Genomic DNA, 16,768 nt, shown 5'->3' on the forward strand with positions numbered 1-16,768 from the left:
TCCCCTCGTGGTTCGTAGTGGGGAGCGGTCGACCATGAGCTCCTCGCGTCCCTTCGCCGTGTCCGTGGTGTCGTTGCCCTCCCTGATGGCGACCCGGCGCACCGTCGCGCAACGGCAGGCCTACCAGCGGCTCCGGTGGCGAGAGCGGCTCACCAGCCTGTGGGCCCCGGTGCTCATCATCGCCGCGGCGCTGTTCCCGTACATGACGCTCATTGCGTACGTGCCCTCGGCGGCGAGCTGGGCGCAGCCGCTGATGAAGGGGCTGGGGCTGCTCATGGTGGCGTACTACGTCGTCCTCTGGGTCCAGCGTGGCGTCCAGCCCACCTGGTTCCAGGCCCGTCGCGCCGCGCGCGAGCAGCTCGACGAGAGCGAGCGGGCCCTGGCCCGGGCGCAGGCGAAGCAGGCATTGGCCGTGGGGACGGGCGAGCTCTTCGCCGAGCAGGCGCTGAAGGTGGAGTCAGCCTCGGTGCGCGGGGACGCGGACGTGCTGCACGGCGAGGTGAAGCTCCTGTCGGCCCTCACGGAGCGGCACCTGGGCGCCTTCCGCAAGGAGTCCACCGTGGAGCTCTTCGGCGGCGTGGCGAAGTTCCTGCTCATCGCCCTGGTGTTCCGCACCGCCTGCGTGGAGCCCTATCGGATTCCGTCCGGCTCCATGCTGCCCACGCTGCACATCGGCGACTTCGTCCTCATCAACAAGTTCATCTACGGCGTGCGCGTGCCGTTCGCCAACGTGGTGCCGTTCGTCATCCTGCGTCCCCCGGCCCGCGGGGATGTCATCGTGTTCAACAACCCGGTCGACACGTCTGCCGACTACATCAAGCGCGTGGTGGCCGTGCCGGGGGACACGGTGGATCTGTTCGACGGCGTGGTGCACATCAACGGCCAGCCGCAGGCCCGCCAGCTCGAGGACCCGGAGTTCGTCGTGCACGACCTCGCGGAGGGGACGTGGTTCGAGCGGCGGGAGGCGCTCTACCGGGAGGACCTGGGAGGTGTGTCGCACGCGGTGCTCCAGACGCCCACGCGGACGCCTCGCCACGAGGGGCCCTACGTCGTCCCCGAGGGCCATGTCTTCGTCCTGGGGGACAACCGGGACAACAGCGCGGACAGCCGCCACGGGCTCGGCAGGCCCGGGGGCTACGGCGAGCCGGCCTACGTCCCGTATGGCCACATCAAGGGCAAGGCGCTGGTGATGTGGCTGTCGGTGAGCCACGGCGGTCTGTTGCACGGACTGTTCGGCGGCACCGGTCTGCGGGTGGACCGCTTCTTCGAGCCCGTGCGCTGAACCACACCCAGGGGGCGAGCGACCCGCCGTCCCTCGGACGGTGCTTGACGCGCCGCACGGCCCGGGGTACGCGGCGGCCCCGGCCATGAGACACCTCCTTGGAATCGAAGGCTGGCGCCGGGACGAGCTCGAAGCGGTGCTCGACAGGGCGCGTGCGCACCTGCCCGGTGGCCCGGATGCCACCCACACCCTGCGCGGCAAGGTCGTCGCCAACCTCTTCTTCGAGGACTCGACGCGCACTCGCACCTCGTTCCACATGGCCGCCCGCGGCCTGGGAGCGGGCGTGCTCAACTGGAGCCCCTCCGGCTCGTCCACCTCCAAGGGCGAGACGCTGCTGGACACCGCCCGGAACATCGAGGCGACGGGGCCAGTGGCCATCGTCATGCGGCACCGCTCGTCGGGCGCGCCGCACCTGGTCGCCAGGCACGTGCGCTGCGCCGTCATCAACGCGGGCGACGGCACCCACGAGCACCCCTCCCAGGCGCTGCTGGACGCCTTCACCCTGCGCCAGCGCTGGGGCGGCCTGGACGGGCGCACGGTGCTCATCGTCGGCGACATCCTCCACAGCCGCGTGGCCCGCTCCAACCTCTGGTGCCTGAAGGCGCTGGGCGCGCGCGTGGTGTTCTGCGGTCCGCCCACGCTGATGCCGCCGGGGCTGGCGGAACTGGGCGCGGAGGTGACGCACAACCTGGACGCCGCGCTGCCGCAGGCGGACGCGGTGATGTGCCTGCGGCTGCAACTGGAGCGGATGGGCGAGGCGTTCCTGCCCTCCACGAAGGAGTACTCGCGGCTGTTCGGCCTCACCGCCGCGCGCGAGGAGCGGATGAAGGCGGGCGCGCTGGTGATGCACCCGGGCCCCATCAACCGAGGGCTGGAGCTGGCGCCCTCGGTGGCGGACGGGGCGCGCAGCGTCATCCTGGAGCAGGTGTCCAACGGCGTCGCCGTGCGGCGGGCCATCCTCGAGGTCTGCACGTCATGAGTGCCACAGTGCTTTTCCGCAGAGGCCGCGTCATCGACCCGCGCAACGGCGTGGACGGCGTGCGCGACGTCCTGGTGCAGGACGGCAAGGTGGCCCAGGTCTCCGACGCGCCGCTGTCCGCGCCCGCCGGGGCCGAGGTGGTGGACGCCGACGGCAAGTGGGTGCTGCCGGGCTTCATCGACCTGCACGTGCACCTGCGCGAGCCAGGCGAGGAGGGCAAGGAGACGGTGCTCACCGGCTGCCGCGCCGCCGTGGCCGGAGGCTTCACCGCCGTGGTGGCCATGCCCAACACCAAGGTGGTCAACGACAGCGGGCTCGTCACGGAGCTGGTGCTGTCGCGCGCCCGCGCCGCGAACCTGTGCCACGTGTATCCCGCGGGGGCCATCACCAAGGGCCTCAAGGGCGAGGAGCTGGCGGAGACGGGCGAGCTCATCTCCTCCGGCTGCGTGGCGATCACCGACGACGGCCGGCCGGTGATGAACGCGGCCCTGATGCGCCGCGCGCTCCAGTACGCCACGCAGTTCGGCGTGCCGGTGATGGTGCACGAGGAGGACCTCACGCTGTCCGCCGGTGGCGCCATGCACGAGGGGCCCACGTCCACGCGGCTGGGCCTGCGCGGCATCCCCGCGTCCGCCGAGGTGGCCATGGTGGCGCGCGACCTGGTGCTGCTCGAGGAGACGAAGGGCCGGCTGCACATCGCCCACGTGTCCTGCGAGGGCAGCGTGCGGCTCATCCGCGAGGCCAAGCGCCGGGGCCTGTTCGTCACCGCCGAGGTGACGCCGCACCACCTCATCCTGGATGACCGGGCGGTGGGGGACTACGACACGCACGCGAAGATGGCGCCGCCCCTGCGCGCGGACCGGGACGTGGAGGCGCTGCGCGAGGCCATCGTCGATGGCACCATCGACGCCATCGCCACGGACCACGCGCCCCATGGCGTGCTGGACAAGCAGGTGGAGTTCGAGAAGGGCATCAACGGAATCGTGGGGCTGGAGACGGCCCTCGGGCTGACGATGGAGCTGGTGCACGCGGGGCGGCTGGACGCGAAGCGGGCGGTGGAGCTGCTGTCGCATGGCCCGGCGAAGGCGTTCGGCCTGCCGGGCGGCCACCTGGCCCCCGGGGCTCCGGCGGACATCACCGTGGTGGACCCCTCGGAGGAGTGGACGGTGGATGCCCACCGGTTCTATTCCCGCAGCCGGAATACCCCCTTCCATGGCCGTAAGCAGAAGGGACGCGTGGTGCAGACCTGGGTTTCTGGCCGGAAGGTGTACGCCGACGGTCAGGTGAAGGAGTCGCGGTGATGACGAAGCGGGCAGTGCTCGCCCTGGCGGATGGCACCACCTTCGAGGGTCGCGCTTTCGGCGCGGTCGGCGAGACGGTGGGTGAGGTGGTCTTCAACACGTCCATGTACGGCTACCAGGAGATCCTCACGGACCCCTCGTACGTCGGGCAGATCGTCACCATGTCCTACCCGGAGATGGGCAACGTCGGCACGACGCCGGAGGACGAGGAGGCGGGCAAGCCGCACGCGGTGGGCATGGTGGTGCGCGCCCTCGCGAGCCAGCCCTCCAACTGGCGCTCGAAGGAGTCGCTGGACGCGTACCTGAAGCGCCACAACGTCGCCGGCATCGAGGGCCTGGACACCCGCCGCCTGGTCCGCCACCTGCGCACCCACGGCGCGCAGATGGGCGTCATCTCCAGCGAGGGCCTGTCCCCGAACGCCCTGGCCGAGCGCGCCCGCACGGCGCACGGCATGGAGGGCCTGGACCTTGCCACCGGCGTGTCCACCAAGACGCCGTACACCTTCACCGCGCCCTCGCCGGACGTCTTCACCGGCATCGGCGAGGCCCACCCCCAGGGCGAGCCCCGCTTCGACGTCGTCGCGTACGACTACGGCCTGAAGAAGTCGATGCTGCACTTCCTGGTCGACGTGGGCTGCCGCGTGACGGTGGTGCCGTCCCACACCACGGCGGACGAGGTGCTGGCCCGCAAGCCCCACGGCGTCTTCCTGGCCAACGGCCCCGGAGACCCGGCGGCGGTGAAGGGCGCGGACCGCACGGTGGCGGCGCTGCTGGGCAAGGTGCCGGTGTTCGGCATCTGCCTGGGGCATCAGATCATGGCCCTGGCGCTGGGCGGCCGGACGTACAAGATGAAGTTCGGCCACCGCGGCGGCAACCAGCCCGTGAAGGATTTGACGACGGGCAAGGTGGAGATCACCGCGCAGAACCACGGGTTCGCCGTGGACGACGCCAGCCTCAAGGGCAAGGCCGTGGTGACGCACATCAACCTGAATGATGGCACGGTGGAGGGTCTGGCCGTCCCGGACGCGCGGGCCTTCAGCGTGCAGTACCACCCCGAGGCCTCTCCGGGCCCCCACGACGCACGCTATCTCTTCGGCCGCTTCGCGAAGCTGATGGCGGGGTAGGATCTACCACCCAATATGGACTCCCCGCTGTCACCGCTCTCCTACCAGCCGTACCTGGACCAGCTCATCGCCTTCGGCAGCGCGGAGTCCCGGAAGGAGGACCTCCTCGCGGCCAAGGCGGAGTACTTCCGCCTGACGGGCGAGGTCTTCGAGGACGACAAGCTCTTCGAGCTGCGCATGGCGTCGTTCCTCGACTTCTACCTCTACGACCGCGTCTCGCCGCTCACCGGCAAGACGCCGGCCGCGGAGTTCTACGAGCAGCGGCTGGCCAACACCCCGCCCGAGGAGGCCAACGCCTTCCGCAGCTTCACCGAGACGGTCCACGGGCTCTTCGAGGTCCGCAAGCTGGCCAAGGGCCTGGTGCGGCTGCGCGAGCTGTACTCGGGCAAGGACTTCGACGTGACGGAGCGCCGCCACATCGCGGGGCTGGAGACGGGCGACATCCTGGAGGCCCGGCTCATCCCCTTCGGCGGGCACCTGCTGTTCTCCGCCGCGTTCTGCTACCACCCGCGCGTGGCGCTGAAGTCCATCAAGGCCGAAGTCAAACGCCGCAAGAAGAAGGAGCCGCAGCGCACCCCCAACGAGCTCGTCTGGGAGTGCGCCCGCCGCGCCCTCAACATGGACCGCTACCGCCAGCTCTCCGTCGAGAAGATCTACGACTTCGAGCAGAAGGTGCTCTGACGACGCGCGTCCACCGCGCTCACACGCGGTGGATGCTCATCAGGTTGGTGTTGCCGGGGATGTTGAGCGGCACGCCCGCGACGACGACGACGGGCGCGCCCTCCTCGCAGATGCCCTCGCGCAGGCACAGCTTGCGCACCTGGCCCAGCATCGCGTCGGTGGTGCGCACCCGGCGCACCTGCAGCCCCGTCACACCCCAGTACAGCGACATCCGGTTGACGGTGGTCTCGCTCGGCGTCAGCGCGATGATGCGCGCGTTGGGGCGGAACTCGGAGATGAGGCGCGCGGTGTGGCCGCTCTCCGTGTACGCGACAATCGTCCCGATGTTGAGCTGACCGGCCGCCGCCACCGCCGCCGCCGCCACGCCCGTGCCCAGATCCTCGGAGCGCTCGAAGGGGGAGTGGTGCTGGTGGCGCGTCACGCCGCGCTCCGTCTCCTCGACGATGCGGGCCATGGTGGCCGCGGCCTCCGTGGGGTAGCGCCCCGCGGCCGTCTCGCCCGACAGCATCACCGCGTCCGCGCCGTCGAGAATCGCGTTGGCCACGTCGGACACCTCCGCGCGCGTGGGGCGCGGGTTGCCCACCATGCTCTCCAGCATCTCCGTGGCGACGATGACCAGGCCGCCCATCTGGTTGACCACCTTCACCATGTGCTTCTGGATGGCGGGCAGCTGCTCCAGCGGCATCTCCACGCCCAGGTCCCCGCGCGCCACCATGATGCCGTCCGCGGCGCGGGCGATGGCCTCCAACTGCTCCACGGCCTGGGGCTTCTCAATCTTGGCGATGAGCGGCGTCTTGTTCTTCGCCACGTGCTTGCGGGCGCGGTGGATGTCCTCGGCGGTGCGCACGAAGGACAGCGCCACGTAGTCCACGCCCACCTCCTGGCCGAAGGCGAGGTCCGCCTCGTCCTTGGCGGTAATCGTGGGCACGGACATGGGCGAGCCGGGCAGGTTCAACCCCTTGTGGTCCTTGAGCAGGCCGCCCACCTCCACCTCGCACAGCACGTCCTGGCCGGACACCTTGCGCACCCGCAGGCGCACCCGGCCGTCGTCCAGGAGGATGGCGTCCCTGGCCGCCACGTCCTTCACCAGCGACTTGATGGGGGTGGGGATGATGGAGCCCTGGCCCACCACGGCCCGGGTCGTCACCGTGACGCGTTGGCCCGGCTTCACCACGAGCTGTCCTCCCTCGAACTTTCCCAGGCGGATCTTCGGCCCCTGGATGTCCTGGAGGATGGCCACCGGCAGCTTCAGCCGCTGGGCCGCCTTGCGGATGAGGGACACCCGGTGGCGGTGCTCGTCATGCGTGCCGTGCGAGAAGTTCAGCCGGGCCACGTTCATGCCCGCGCGGATGAGGCCCTCGATGGCCTCCAGCGAGCTCGTTGCGGGCCCCAGGGTGCAGATGATCTTCGCCTTGCGCATAGGTGCGCGCATCCTAGGCGCCCGGGTGCGTGGCTTGACAGCTTCGCGCTCGGGGGACTAACTCTTCGCGTCCAAGTACCGAGCTTCAGCAAGAAAGCCCGGCTTCCCTGGGAGGGGGGGCCGGGCTTTCTCGCGTCCAATGGGGCGCGTCACAGCTCGAGGGTCTTCCCCGTGCCCTTGGGCCCGCCCAGCGGCGGGTGGCCCGGCGGCAGCACCTCCGCGTCCATGTCGATGGGAGGCGCGCTGCCCGGGGCGGGCATGCCGGGAGGAGGCAGCGGGGCGGGCTCGTCCATCAGGCCTCCCGGGCCGCTGCCACCCACGCCAGGGCCGCCCTCCTGGAGGGATTCGATCTCCTCGCGGCTGATGCCCGCGAGCGTGAGCACCTTGCGCGTGACGCGGATGCGCGCGTGGCTGGTGAGCGCCATGGCGATGGAGTCCGAGGGCCGGGCCTCCAGCGTCATCTTCTTCGCGCCCTGCTCCAGGAAGACGCGGCCCGAGTAGACGTTGTCGCGCAGGTCGTCGATGCGGACCTCCGTCACCTTGCCGCCCAGCTCGTCCACCACGTTGTCCAGGAGGTCCTGGGCCAGCGGCTGCGGCGGCTCGCGCTTGGCCAGGCGGAAGGCGATGGAGACGGCGGAGGCCTCGTCCACGAAGACGGGCAGCACCACCTGGCGGTCCTTGGTGGTGAGGACCACCGCGTGCGTCTGGGCCTCCATCAGCGGCACGACGTCCTGGACTTCCAGTTCGACGAGCTCCGAGCAGGCCTTGGGGTCGCCCCCGTGCTCGGTGATGCAGGGTTGCTCGGTGGCGCCAGGCAGGGTGGCGGCGACAGCACCGGGCGCCGTGAAGGCGGGGAGCAGCAACGTCCCCCCCAGCGCCAGCAACAGCGCCGAGAGGGGGGCGAAGAAGAAAGTGGCGCGGTTGGGTGTTCTCACACCCTGAAGCTACGCACCCGCACCCCTGTCGGGAGGGTACGGCTTCCGCCCGGTTGCCCTGGGCGCCACGAACCGGCCGCCCGGAGGGCAAGGGAGCGAACGTCAGCGGCGCTCGTCGTCCTCGTCCTCGTCGTCGTAGTCCTCTTCGTCGTCGACGTCCTCGTCCTCATCCTCGTCGAGGTCGTCATCCTCGTCCTCGGAGTCCTCGTCCTCGTCTTCATCCTCGTCGTCGAGGGTGTCCGCGACGTCCTCCGACTCCAGCGTCATGGAGACGGCGAACTTCTTGTCGAGCACGGCGATCTGCGCGCGCATCTCCGAGAGCGCGGCGACGAAGTCCTCCGTGAGATTCGCGGGCGCCTTCGCGTCGCAGTGGGGACAGACGATCTTCTCCGTCCCCTCGATGAGGTCTTGAACGTCAAGCTCGAAGCTTGCCTCGCACTTCTGGCAGGTGAAGTCGATGCTCATGGTCGGGCGCGGCATACAAAGCCCTCCAACCAGCTGTCAACGTCCGCGAAAAGGGGGCGTGGTGGTGAGGGCCCTACATCCGGTAGCGTCCGTCGGATGGACCTCCCGAAGACGATGGTGCATGCCCTCCATGACCGGGCCGCGCAGCATGAGCATCGGCCGGCCCTCTGGACGCGTCGAGGACGCGCCTATGTCCCCACCTCATGGTTCGAGTACGCCCAGAAGGTCAAGGCCTTCGCCCTGGGCCTGAGGAGCCTGGGCTACGGCGCGGGCCAGCCGCTGGGCATCATCAGCTTCAACCGCGAGGAGTGGCACGTCGCGGACCTGGCCGCCATGGCCATGGGCGGGGTGCCGGTGGGCCTGTACACCACCAGCGCGCTCGAGCAGCTCGAGTACATCCTGGGCCACTGTGAGGCCACCGTCCTCGTCGTGGAGAACGAGAAGCACCTGGCCACGGGCCTGGCGCTCAAGGCCCGGCTGCCCAAGCTGCGCCACATCATCGCCCTGGACGTGCCGGAGGGGCCCCTGCCCGAGGGCGTGTGGCGCTACTCGGAGGTGCTGGCGCGCGGCACGGGCGTGGACGACAAGCCCTACTGGGACAGCGTCAATGCGCTCCAGCCGGAGGCGCTGTGTACGCTCATCTACACCTCCGGGACGACGGGCCACCCCAAGGGGGTGATGCTCAGCCACCACAACATCGCCTGGACGTCGCGCCAGCTCATCATGGCCGTGGAGTTCGGCAAGCAGGACGGCGTCATCCTCTCGTATCTGCCGCTGTCGCACATCGCCGAGCAGGTCATCTCGCTGCACAGCCCGCTGATGCTGGGCGTCCAGGTGTACTTCGCCGACTCGGTGGAGGCGATGCCGGGCAACCTCAAGGACGTGCGCCCCACGTTCTTCTTCGGCGTGCCCCGCGTGTGGGAGAAGTTCCGGGCCAAGGCAGAGGAGGGCCTGCGCTCCCAGCCCCCGCTCAAGCGCCGCATCGTGTCCTGGGCGCGCGGCGTGGCGTCCGAGTACCACTCCCGGGCCCAGCGCCACGAGCGCATCCCCGTGACGCTGGACGCGCAGTACAAGCTGGCGCAGCGGCTGGTGTTCGAGCCGCTCAAGGCCCGCATCGGCATGGAGCGGGTGGACTTCTTCGCCACCGCGGCGGCGCCCATCGCCCGGGAGGTGCTGGAGTTCTTCGCCTCCATCGACATCTTCATCCACGAGGTGTGGGGCATGACGGAGGTGTCCGGCCCCGGCACCGTCAACACCCAGGAGGCCACGCACCTGGGCACCGTGGGGCGCGCCATGATCGGCGTGGAGGTGCGCATCGCCGAGGACGGGGAGATCCTCGTCAAGGGCGGCAACGTGTGCATGGGCTACTACAAGAACCCGGAGGCCACCGCGGAGCTGCTGGAGGGCGGGTGGCTGCACTCGGGGGACGTGGGCCAGCTCGACGGCGAGGGCTACCTGCACATCACCGGCCGCAAGAAGGAGATCATCGTCACCTCCGGCGGGAAGAAGACGGCCCCGGGCAACATCGAGGAGCTGCTCAAGTCGCTGCCCGCGGTGGGCCACGCGGTGGTGGTGGGCGAGCGGCGCAACTACCTGGTGGCCCTGCTCGCGCTGGACGTGGAGAAGGTGCGCGCCCTGGCGAAGGAGAAGGGCTGGCCCGAGGACGTGGGCACGCTCGCCCGCGACGCGCGCCTGCGCCAGCTGCTCCAGGAGAAGCTGGACCGCGACATCAACCCGAAGCTGTCCCGCTTCGAGACCATCAAGCGCTTCGCGGTGCTGGAGCAGGAGCTCTCCGTGGACGCCGGTGATTTGACGCCCACGCTGAAGGTCCGCCGCAAGGCCGTGGAGCAGAAGCACGCGGCGCTCATCGAGTCGCTCTACGCGGAGCTCGGCGCGGCCCACACGGGCTGAGGCGGTGCGGGGCAGGGTGGCCCGCAAGCAGAAAGGGGCGGGAACCTCTTGGGTCCCTCGCCCCTTCTCACCTCACGGAGGACCGCGGCCTACTTCGCGGCGCGCTTGTCCATGGGGACGTAGTCCCGGCGCTTCTGGCCCGTGTAGACCTGGCGCGGACGGGCGATCTTCTGCTCGGAGTCCAGGACCATCTCCTCCCACTGCGCGCACCAGCCCACCGTGCGGGGGATGGCGAAGAGGACGGGGAACATCTCCGCCTGGAAGCCCATCGCCTCGTAGATGAGGCCGGAGTAGAAGTCGACGTTCGGGTAGAGCTTGCGCTTGACGAAGTACTCGTCCTGCAGCGCGATGCGCTCCAGCTCCACGGCCAGCTCCAGCAACGGGTTCTTGCCCGTCACCTCGAAGACCTCGTCCGCCACGCGCTTGATGACCTTGGCGCGCGGATCGTACGACTTGTAGACGCGGTGGCCGAAGCCCATCAGCTTCTTTTCGCCCTCGCCGCTCTTCACCGACTTGATGAAGTCCGGGACCTTGGAGATGTGGCCGATCTCACGCAGCATGCGCAGCACCGCCTCGTTGGCGCCGCCGTGCAGCGGGCCGTAGAGGGCGCCGATGCCCGCCGTGACGGCCGAGTACGGGTCCACTTCCGACGAGCCCACCGTGCGCACGGACGTCGTCGAGCAGTTCTGCTCGTGGTCCGCGTGCAGGATGAAGAGGACGTCGAGCGCGCGCTCGAGCACCGGGTGCACCTTGTAGGTGGTGGTGCCGATGCGCTTCACCATCGCCAGGAAGTTGGCGACGTAGGACAGGTCATTGTCCGGGTAGATGTAGGGCAGGCCCATCGTGTGCCGGTAGGAGAACGCGGCCAGGGTGGGCATCTTGGCGATGAGCCGGGTGATCTGGATGCGGCGGCTGAGCGCATCCTTGGTGTTCTTCGCGTCCGGGTAGAAGCTGGACAGCGCGGCCACGGTGGAGCCCAGCATGGACATGGGGTGCGCGTCGTAGCGGAACCCGTCCATGAAGGACTTCACGTTCTCGTGCACGAACGTGTGGTGCGTCACCAGGTGGACGAACTGCTCCAGCTCCTTCGGGGTGGGGAGCTCACCGTTCAGCAGGAGGTAGGCGACCTCCAGATAGCTGGACTTCTCGGCCAGCTGCTCGATGGGGTAGCCGCGGTACTCCAGGATGCCCTTGTCACCGTCGATGAAGGTGATGGCGCTCTTACAGTTCGCGGTGTTGAGGAACGCCGGGTCGTAGCCCATCAGACCGAAGTCATCGTCCGAGACCTTGATCTGGCGGAGGGCGTTGGTGCGAATACAGCCGTGCTCGACCGGGACCTCGTACGTCTTGCCGGTCCGATTGTCGGTGATCGTCAGCGTGTCCTTGGGCATGGGCGGAGATTTCACAGGGCGCAGATCGCTTTCAACAAAAAAGAACGATAAGTCGGTGAGGGAGACACTGATGTTTCCTACGGGGACGCTGAAATGCGGACGCCCGAGCGGGTGAGCTGACGCCAGAAGCCCGGAAAGCTCTTCTCGACACACTCGGGGCCGGTGAGGACGAGGGTCACTCCGGACAGCACGCTCAGGGTCGCGGCCGTCATGGCGAGCCGGTGGTCACCCCGGCTGTCCATCTCGAAACGGGCGGGCGGCGTGGACGGGGGCGTCACGAGGAGGGTGTCATCCTCCAGCTCCGCCTTGCCGCCGAAGGCCGTCACCAGGTCCCGGATGCCTTCCAACCGGTCGCTCTCCTTCAGTCGGAGGATTCCGACGTCCGTGAGCGTGGAGGGCGCGGGGAGCACACAGGCGAGCGCCGCCAGGGTCGGCAACAGGTCCGGGCACTCCTTGCCCGAAGCCCGCAGGCCGCCCGTGGGCCGTCCCGTCACCTTCAGGACGTGCGCCTCCGACGCGGGTTCGGTCTTCAAGCCCACCTGCTCGATGAGCCGGAGGATGGCCTGGTCCGGATGGGCGCTGGCCGTGTCCGCGCGCTCCACGGTGCCGCCGGCCTTCCAGGCCACGAGCAGCAGGTAGCCCAGCGAGGACCAGTCGCCCGGGAGCGTGGGGACGCTCGGCGGCGGGGTGTAGCCGCAGACGGTGTAGCGGGAGGCGGACTTCTTCAGCTCGAAGCCGAAGCGCTCCAGCCACGTCAGCGTGAGGTCCAGGTAGCCCGCGCTCGTCAGCGTGCCCTCGATGTCCACGCTCCACGCGCGGCGCTCGCGCAGGTACAGCGCCGCGCAGCCCAACAGGAGGCTGGAGGCGTACTGGCTGCTCTGCGAGCCGGGGACACGGAACACGGGCTCGACGGAGGACGTGTCCGTGGGCGCGGTGATTTCCACCGGCCAGGGCTGTCCCTCGGTGAGGGTGAGCCCCGCGGGGCCGAGCGCGTCCTTCAGCGACGTGAAGAGCGGCCCGTGGGGACGCTCGCCCAGGCGAGGGGTGCCGGTGAGGCGCACGCGCGCGCCGGGCGTCACCGCGACCTGGGTGGCCAGGATGCGGAACGGGGCGCCACCGTCGGCGCAGTCCACGTCTCGCACGGGGCCGGCCGGAAGGCGCAGGGCCTCCACGCCCCGGCGCAGCACGCGCACGTCGGCGGGCAGGTCCTCGTCGGACTCGGCCTGCACGGAGGGCAGCGGCCAGGAGCCGGTGAGGTGGCCCAGCACCAGCGCCCGCTGCGCGTCCGACTTGGACACGGGCGGCGTGAGGGGCGAAGCCTTCAGGCCCGAGGTCTCCACCACGATGCGATGGGTGCTGGCGCTCACGGGCGCACCCCCTTCGTCCACGCGGGCCACAGCGCGCGCCACGTCTGCGGGCCCACGTCGCGGACCTCGGTGGCGCCGATGGCCGTCAGCAGCACCATGCGCAGCTCGCCCTTGGCGCCGGCCTTCTTGTCGGCGTCGAGCAGGGTGGTGATGGTCTTGAGCGATGCGGGGCGCAGCAGCTGGGCCACGCGCTCGCGGCCGAGCACGCCGGGGCCGTTCTCCAGCGCGGCCTCCGCCTGGGCGGCGATGGGCTCGGGGGTGACGCCCAGGTGGCGGCCCACGTCCAGGGCCAGCAGGATGCCCAGCCCCACCGCGTCGCCGTGCGACAGCTTGAAGTGGGACACGCTCTCCAGCACGTGGCCGAAGGTGTGGCCGAAGTTGAGCACCCGGCGCAGGCCCTGGAACTCGTACGGGTCCTGGGCGCAGACCTTCTCCTTGAGCCCGCGCGCGTGCTTGACCAGCCTCTCCAGCGCGGGGGGCGTGCGCGTGTAGCGGCGGAACAGGGCCGCATCCAGGCTGATGACCATCTTCCACGCCTCGAGCGAGCCCTCCCGCACCTGCGTGGGCGACAGCGAGGCGAACAGCTCCGGGCAGATCCACGACTCGTCGGCGTAGTGGAAGACGCCGGCGGGGTTCTTCACCACGCGGCCCTTCACGGTGAGGTCCACCGCGCCCTTGCCGCCGAGGCTGCTGTCGACGGCGGCGAGCAACGTGGTGGGCACCTGCACCAGCCGCACGCCGCGCTTGAGCAGGTGCGCGGCCACGGTGGAGACATCTCCCACGGTGCCGCCGCCCACGGCGACGAGCGTGCCCGAGCGCGGCAGGGACAGGCCCGCGGCGAGCACCTTCTCCAGCGCCGCGAAGCTCTTGGCGCTCTCACCGCCCACCAATTGGACGATGGCGCGAGGCGCGCGGGCCTCGAGCGCGGGGAGGAGCGTCGGGTGGAGCCTGGCGACGGTGCGGTCCACCACCGCGAGGCTTCCCTCGGGGAGGCGCCTGGCGAGTCGGGTGAAGGGTCCCCAGCGATCGTTGGGTGGACGGTAGGCGCCGGGAGGGTAGGGGGTCATAGGGTGTTGGGGCGTGCGTTCATCTGTTGGACGAGGTCTGCGATGACCAGGGACACCATGGACTCCAGCACCGGGACGGCGCGGGGCATGATGCACGGGTCGTGACGGCCACCCTTCGCGTGGTCCGCCAGCGTCGCTGGGGGTTTGAAGTAGGCGCGGACCTGGAGCGGCTCGCCGTTGGTGAGCCCGCCCTGGATGCCGCCGTAGACGTCCTTCACGGAGTGGAACTGGGTGCCCGGCTGACCGATGCGCTGCATCAGGTCCGGCGGTCCCCAGACGACGCCGGTGACGGCGCCCACGCTGCCCAGGGCCTGGGCGATGAGCGCCTTGATCTTCCCGAAGATGGGCTCGCCCAGTCCCACCGGCAGGCCCTCCACGCGGATGTCGATGGAGCCGCCCAGGCTGTCTCCGGCCTCCTTGGCGGCGAGGATGCGGCGGGACATCTCCTCGCGCACCGCCTCATCGGGGCAGCGCGTGGGGTGTGCGTCCACCATGGCGCGCGTCAGGCCCGGGGCGGGCACGGAGGCGACGAGGTCGCCCACCTGGGACACGTACGCGACGGTGCTCAGGGTGGGCATGTCCCGCTCCAGGTACGCCTCGGCGATGGTGCCGCCGATGACGCGGCAGAGCGTCTCGCGGCCGCTGGTGCGCCCGCCGCCGCGGTGGTCGCGGTGCTTGTAGCGCTCGCGCCACACCGCGTCCGCGTGGCCGGGCCGGTCCACCTGCTTGAGCTCCTTGTAGTCACCGGAGCGCTGGTTGGTGTTGCGGACGATGGCGGCGATGGGCGTGCCGAGCGTCTTGTCCTCGAACACACCGGAGAGGATCTCCACCTGGTCCGGCTCGTTGCGGGGTGTGACGAGCGCGGACTGGCCCGGGCGGCGGCGGTCCAGCGCGGCCTGGATGCGCGTGCTCGTGAGCGGCACACCCGCGGGGCAGCCGTCCACCACCGCGCCGAGCGCGGGGCCGTGGCTCTCGCCAAAGGTCGTCAAGCGAAAGAGGACGCCGAAGGTGTTCATGTCGCGGTCTCCCAAAGCTGGCGCTGTCGCCGGGCCTGCGCGACGAACCACGCCGCACCCAGCAGGACCGGGGTTCCGCCGCGCCGCGTGATCTCCGCCGCGATGCGTCGGCCGGGCGCACCGTACGCGATCACCGCGACGCGCGCTCGCTCGAATCGCAGGGAATCCGGTGGAGCCACCCGGTCCGGCCAGGTCCACACGACGGCCCCCGTCACCGGCCCCTGGATGTCGGCGCGCCGCAGGACTCGCAGCGCCTGGCCACGCTCGGCGGCCACGGTGCGCAGCGCGGAGGTCGCCCCGCCGTCGCCCAGGACGATGATGTCCTTCGCGTCCAGGCGCTCCAGCACCTTCCGGGCGCCCTCGGTGTCGGTGTTGAAGGACTCCCACTGGGAGCCCCGGCGGACCAGGGTGTTGATGGCGTCCAGCGACGAGCCGGTGTGCTTCGCGAGCCGCAGCTTGAAGGGGCTGGTGACGGCGAAGCCGCCGTAGTGGGGCACGAGCGAGTCGAGCACCGCCTCGACGGGTCCGTCCTCGGGGAGGTCGATGCGGTCGAAAGGCTGGCGGTGGATGCGGGGCGAGCGGGAGTGGGTGATGGCCGTCCCGAAGATGCCCAGGCGCAGGGGGGCGGGGAGCGTCGTGCGGTCCGCGCCCCTCCACTCGCGCACGGCGTCGTCGAGCAGCCGCTGTCCCGGCGCCGCGGCCCAGGAGCCGCCCGCGGCCACGTAGTCGAGCAGGTTGTTGCGCGCCAGCACCGCGCGCGCCGGCAGCGCCACCGCGCCCATGCCGAGCACGGTGACGCGCGACACGCCGAAGCGCTCGCCCAGCTGTCGCTGCGTCTCCAGCAGCACGGAGAGGTGGGCCGGGTCCGTCATGGGCTCCACGTGCTTCACCAGCGCGTCGGCGGGCAGCTCGCGCGACCACAGCGCGAGCGCTTCCTCGGTGGTGAGCTGCCGGTCCGCGTGGTGCGACGCGAGCAGCTTGCCGGAGGGCGCGTCGAGCGGGCCCTTCTGCCCGGTGGCGTCCATCAGGTCCCGGTCCACGCGCCACGCGGCGGCGACCCAGGCGGGAGGAAGGGGCTTGCCACGCTCGGACACGAGCAGCGGGAGCACGTCCGCGAGCGCGGCGGCGTCCACGGCGTCGGGGGCGTGCAGGTCGGTGCGAATCTCCAGCACGTCGGCGCCGCGACGCTGGCACCCCCGGGCGAAGTGCACGGCGTCGGGGCCGAGCAGGGTGGGGGGCAGCGTCACGATGCGCCGGGCGGGCGTCACAAGACCTCCTCGGGATGCAGGCAGCCCCGGAGGAAGTCCACCAGGGCGACGGTGGGAACGCGGGCGTGCAGCGCCTCGCGCTCGCGGAAGATGGAGGCGATCTCCTCTTCCAGGGAGACCTCCGGTCGCAGCCGGGGGCGCGTCCGGTCCGTGAGCAGCCGCTCGCGGTAGGTCTCGAACGTCACGGGGATGATGAGGGTGAAGGTGCCGGCGAGCGCGTCCGGGTGATGCGACAGGAACCCGCCGCCCACGGCCACGAGCCCCCCGGGGGGCAGCTCCAGCAGCGCGCGGCGCTCGGCGGCGCGGAACTCGGCGGGGGCCTGGGCCACCCAGGTGCGCAGCGGACGTCCGTGCGTCTTCTCCAGGTGCGCGTCCAGGTCCACGCCCGTGCGCCCGAGCAGCCGGGCCACGCGGGGCAGCAGCGTGGACTTGCCGGCGCCCCGGTGGCCACCCAGCACCACGGTCTGCCCCGCAGCGGGACGGGGCGTGGGCCCCGGGCGCGTGAGGGCGTCCCTCAGTGCCGGCCTGAGCCGGGGATCCACCGAGGAGAGGACATGCTCG

15 protein-coding genes are annotated in these 16,768 nt (G+C 70.6%); 6 read left to right on the forward strand and 9 right to left on the reverse strand.

Translation table 11 applies throughout. The features are described from left to right. Positions 1 to 34 precede the first annotated feature (34 nt). From lepB to OWM54_RS40455, 5 genes are all read left to right on the forward strand, one after another. Positions 35 to 1,282 (forward strand): signal peptidase I, encoded by a 1,248-nt coding sequence (lepB, locus tag OWM54_RS40435; protein ID WP_267700788.1) that lies wholly within the window; start codon positions 35 to 37, stop codon positions 1,280 to 1,282. Positions 1,283 to 1,367: 85 nt separating this feature from the next. After that, positions 1,368 to 2,261, forward strand: coding sequence for an aspartate carbamoyltransferase catalytic subunit (locus OWM54_RS40440; protein WP_223747435.1), 894 nt, complete (start codon positions 1,368 to 1,370; stop codon positions 2,259 to 2,261). Further along, positions 2,258 to 3,562, forward strand: a complete 1,305-nt coding sequence (locus OWM54_RS40445; protein ID WP_141323313.1) for a dihydroorotase — start codon at positions 2,258 to 2,260, stop codon at positions 3,560 to 3,562. Before OWM54_RS40440 ends, OWM54_RS40445 begins: the two co-directional genes overlap by 4 nt. After that, on the forward strand, positions 3,562 to 4,686 hold the full coding sequence (gene carA / locus OWM54_RS40450; protein WP_223747436.1) for a glutamine-hydrolyzing carbamoyl-phosphate synthase small subunit: 1,125 nt from the start codon (positions 3,562 to 3,564) through the stop codon (positions 4,684 to 4,686). Before OWM54_RS40445 ends, carA begins: the two co-directional genes overlap by 1 nt. Before the next feature lie 15 nt (positions 4,687 to 4,701). After that, positions 4,702 to 5,367, forward strand: a complete 666-nt coding sequence (locus OWM54_RS40455; RefSeq protein ID WP_223747437.1) for a hypothetical protein — start codon at positions 4,702 to 4,704, stop codon at positions 5,365 to 5,367. Positions 5,368 to 5,386: 19 nt separating this feature from the next. Here the strand turns inward: OWM54_RS40455 and pyk are convergent, their stop codons facing one another. From pyk to OWM54_RS40470, 3 genes are all read right to left on the reverse strand, one after another. Next, complete coding sequence (gene pyk / locus OWM54_RS40460) at positions 5,387 to 6,787, reverse strand: pyruvate kinase (RefSeq protein WP_267700789.1); 1,401 nt, start codon at positions 6,785 to 6,787, stop codon at positions 5,387 to 5,389. Positions 6,788 to 6,936: 149 nt separating this feature from the next. Beyond that, complete coding sequence (locus OWM54_RS40465) at positions 6,937 to 7,722, reverse strand: bifunctional nuclease family protein (protein WP_223747439.1); 786 nt, start codon at positions 7,720 to 7,722, stop codon at positions 6,937 to 6,939. A gap of 102 nt (positions 7,723 to 7,824) precedes the next feature. Continuing rightward, positions 7,825 to 8,202 (reverse strand): hypothetical protein, encoded by a 378-nt coding sequence (locus OWM54_RS40470; protein WP_194869028.1) that lies wholly within the window; start codon positions 8,200 to 8,202, stop codon positions 7,825 to 7,827. 81 nt (positions 8,203 to 8,283) lie between these two features. On the opposite strand from OWM54_RS40470, the gene OWM54_RS40475 reads away from it, so the two are divergent. Next, positions 8,284 to 10,098, forward strand: a complete 1,815-nt coding sequence (locus OWM54_RS40475) for an AMP-dependent synthetase/ligase (RefSeq protein ID WP_223747440.1) — start codon at positions 8,284 to 8,286, stop codon at positions 10,096 to 10,098. 89 nt (positions 10,099 to 10,187) lie between these two features. On the opposite strand, the gene OWM54_RS40480 is transcribed toward OWM54_RS40475, so the two are convergent. The 6 genes from OWM54_RS40480 to OWM54_RS40505 form a co-directional block, all read right to left on the reverse strand. Then, positions 10,188 to 11,489, reverse strand: coding sequence for a citrate synthase (locus tag OWM54_RS40480; RefSeq protein WP_223747441.1), 1,302 nt, complete (start codon positions 11,487 to 11,489; stop codon positions 10,188 to 10,190). A gap of 77 nt (positions 11,490 to 11,566) precedes the next feature. Further along, positions 11,567 to 12,856: a 3-phosphoshikimate 1-carboxyvinyltransferase gene (locus OWM54_RS40485; RefSeq protein ID WP_267700790.1), complete on the reverse strand. Its 1,290-nt coding sequence runs from the start codon at positions 12,854 to 12,856 to the stop codon at positions 11,567 to 11,569. Then, the gene (locus OWM54_RS40490; protein WP_267700791.1) at positions 12,853 to 13,923 is read right to left on the reverse strand and encodes a 3-dehydroquinate synthase; all 1,071 of its coding nucleotides are present in this window, start codon (positions 13,921 to 13,923) and stop codon (positions 12,853 to 12,855) included. Before OWM54_RS40490 ends, OWM54_RS40485 begins: the two co-directional genes overlap by 4 nt. Further along, complete coding sequence (aroC, locus tag OWM54_RS40495; RefSeq protein WP_267700792.1) at positions 13,920 to 14,939, reverse strand: chorismate synthase; 1,020 nt, start codon at positions 14,937 to 14,939, stop codon at positions 13,920 to 13,922. Before aroC ends, OWM54_RS40490 begins: the two co-directional genes overlap by 4 nt. Beyond that, entirely contained in the window at positions 14,936 to 16,207 is a 1,272-nt protein-coding gene (locus tag OWM54_RS40500; RefSeq protein ID WP_267700793.1) for a shikimate dehydrogenase, read from the reverse strand. The genes aroC and OWM54_RS40500 overlap by 4 nt, the downstream gene beginning before the upstream one ends. Then, positions 16,204 to 16,749 (reverse strand): shikimate kinase, encoded by a 546-nt coding sequence (locus tag OWM54_RS40505; protein WP_223747446.1) that lies wholly within the window; start codon positions 16,747 to 16,749, stop codon positions 16,204 to 16,206. Before OWM54_RS40505 ends, OWM54_RS40500 begins: the two co-directional genes overlap by 4 nt. Between the last annotated feature and the right edge of the window lie 19 nt (positions 16,750 to 16,768).

Source organism: Myxococcus sp. MISCRS1 (assembly GCF_026626605.1).
In the GTDB taxonomy this organism is placed as follows: domain Bacteria; phylum Myxococcota; class Myxococcia; order Myxococcales; family Myxococcaceae; genus Myxococcus; species Myxococcus fulvus.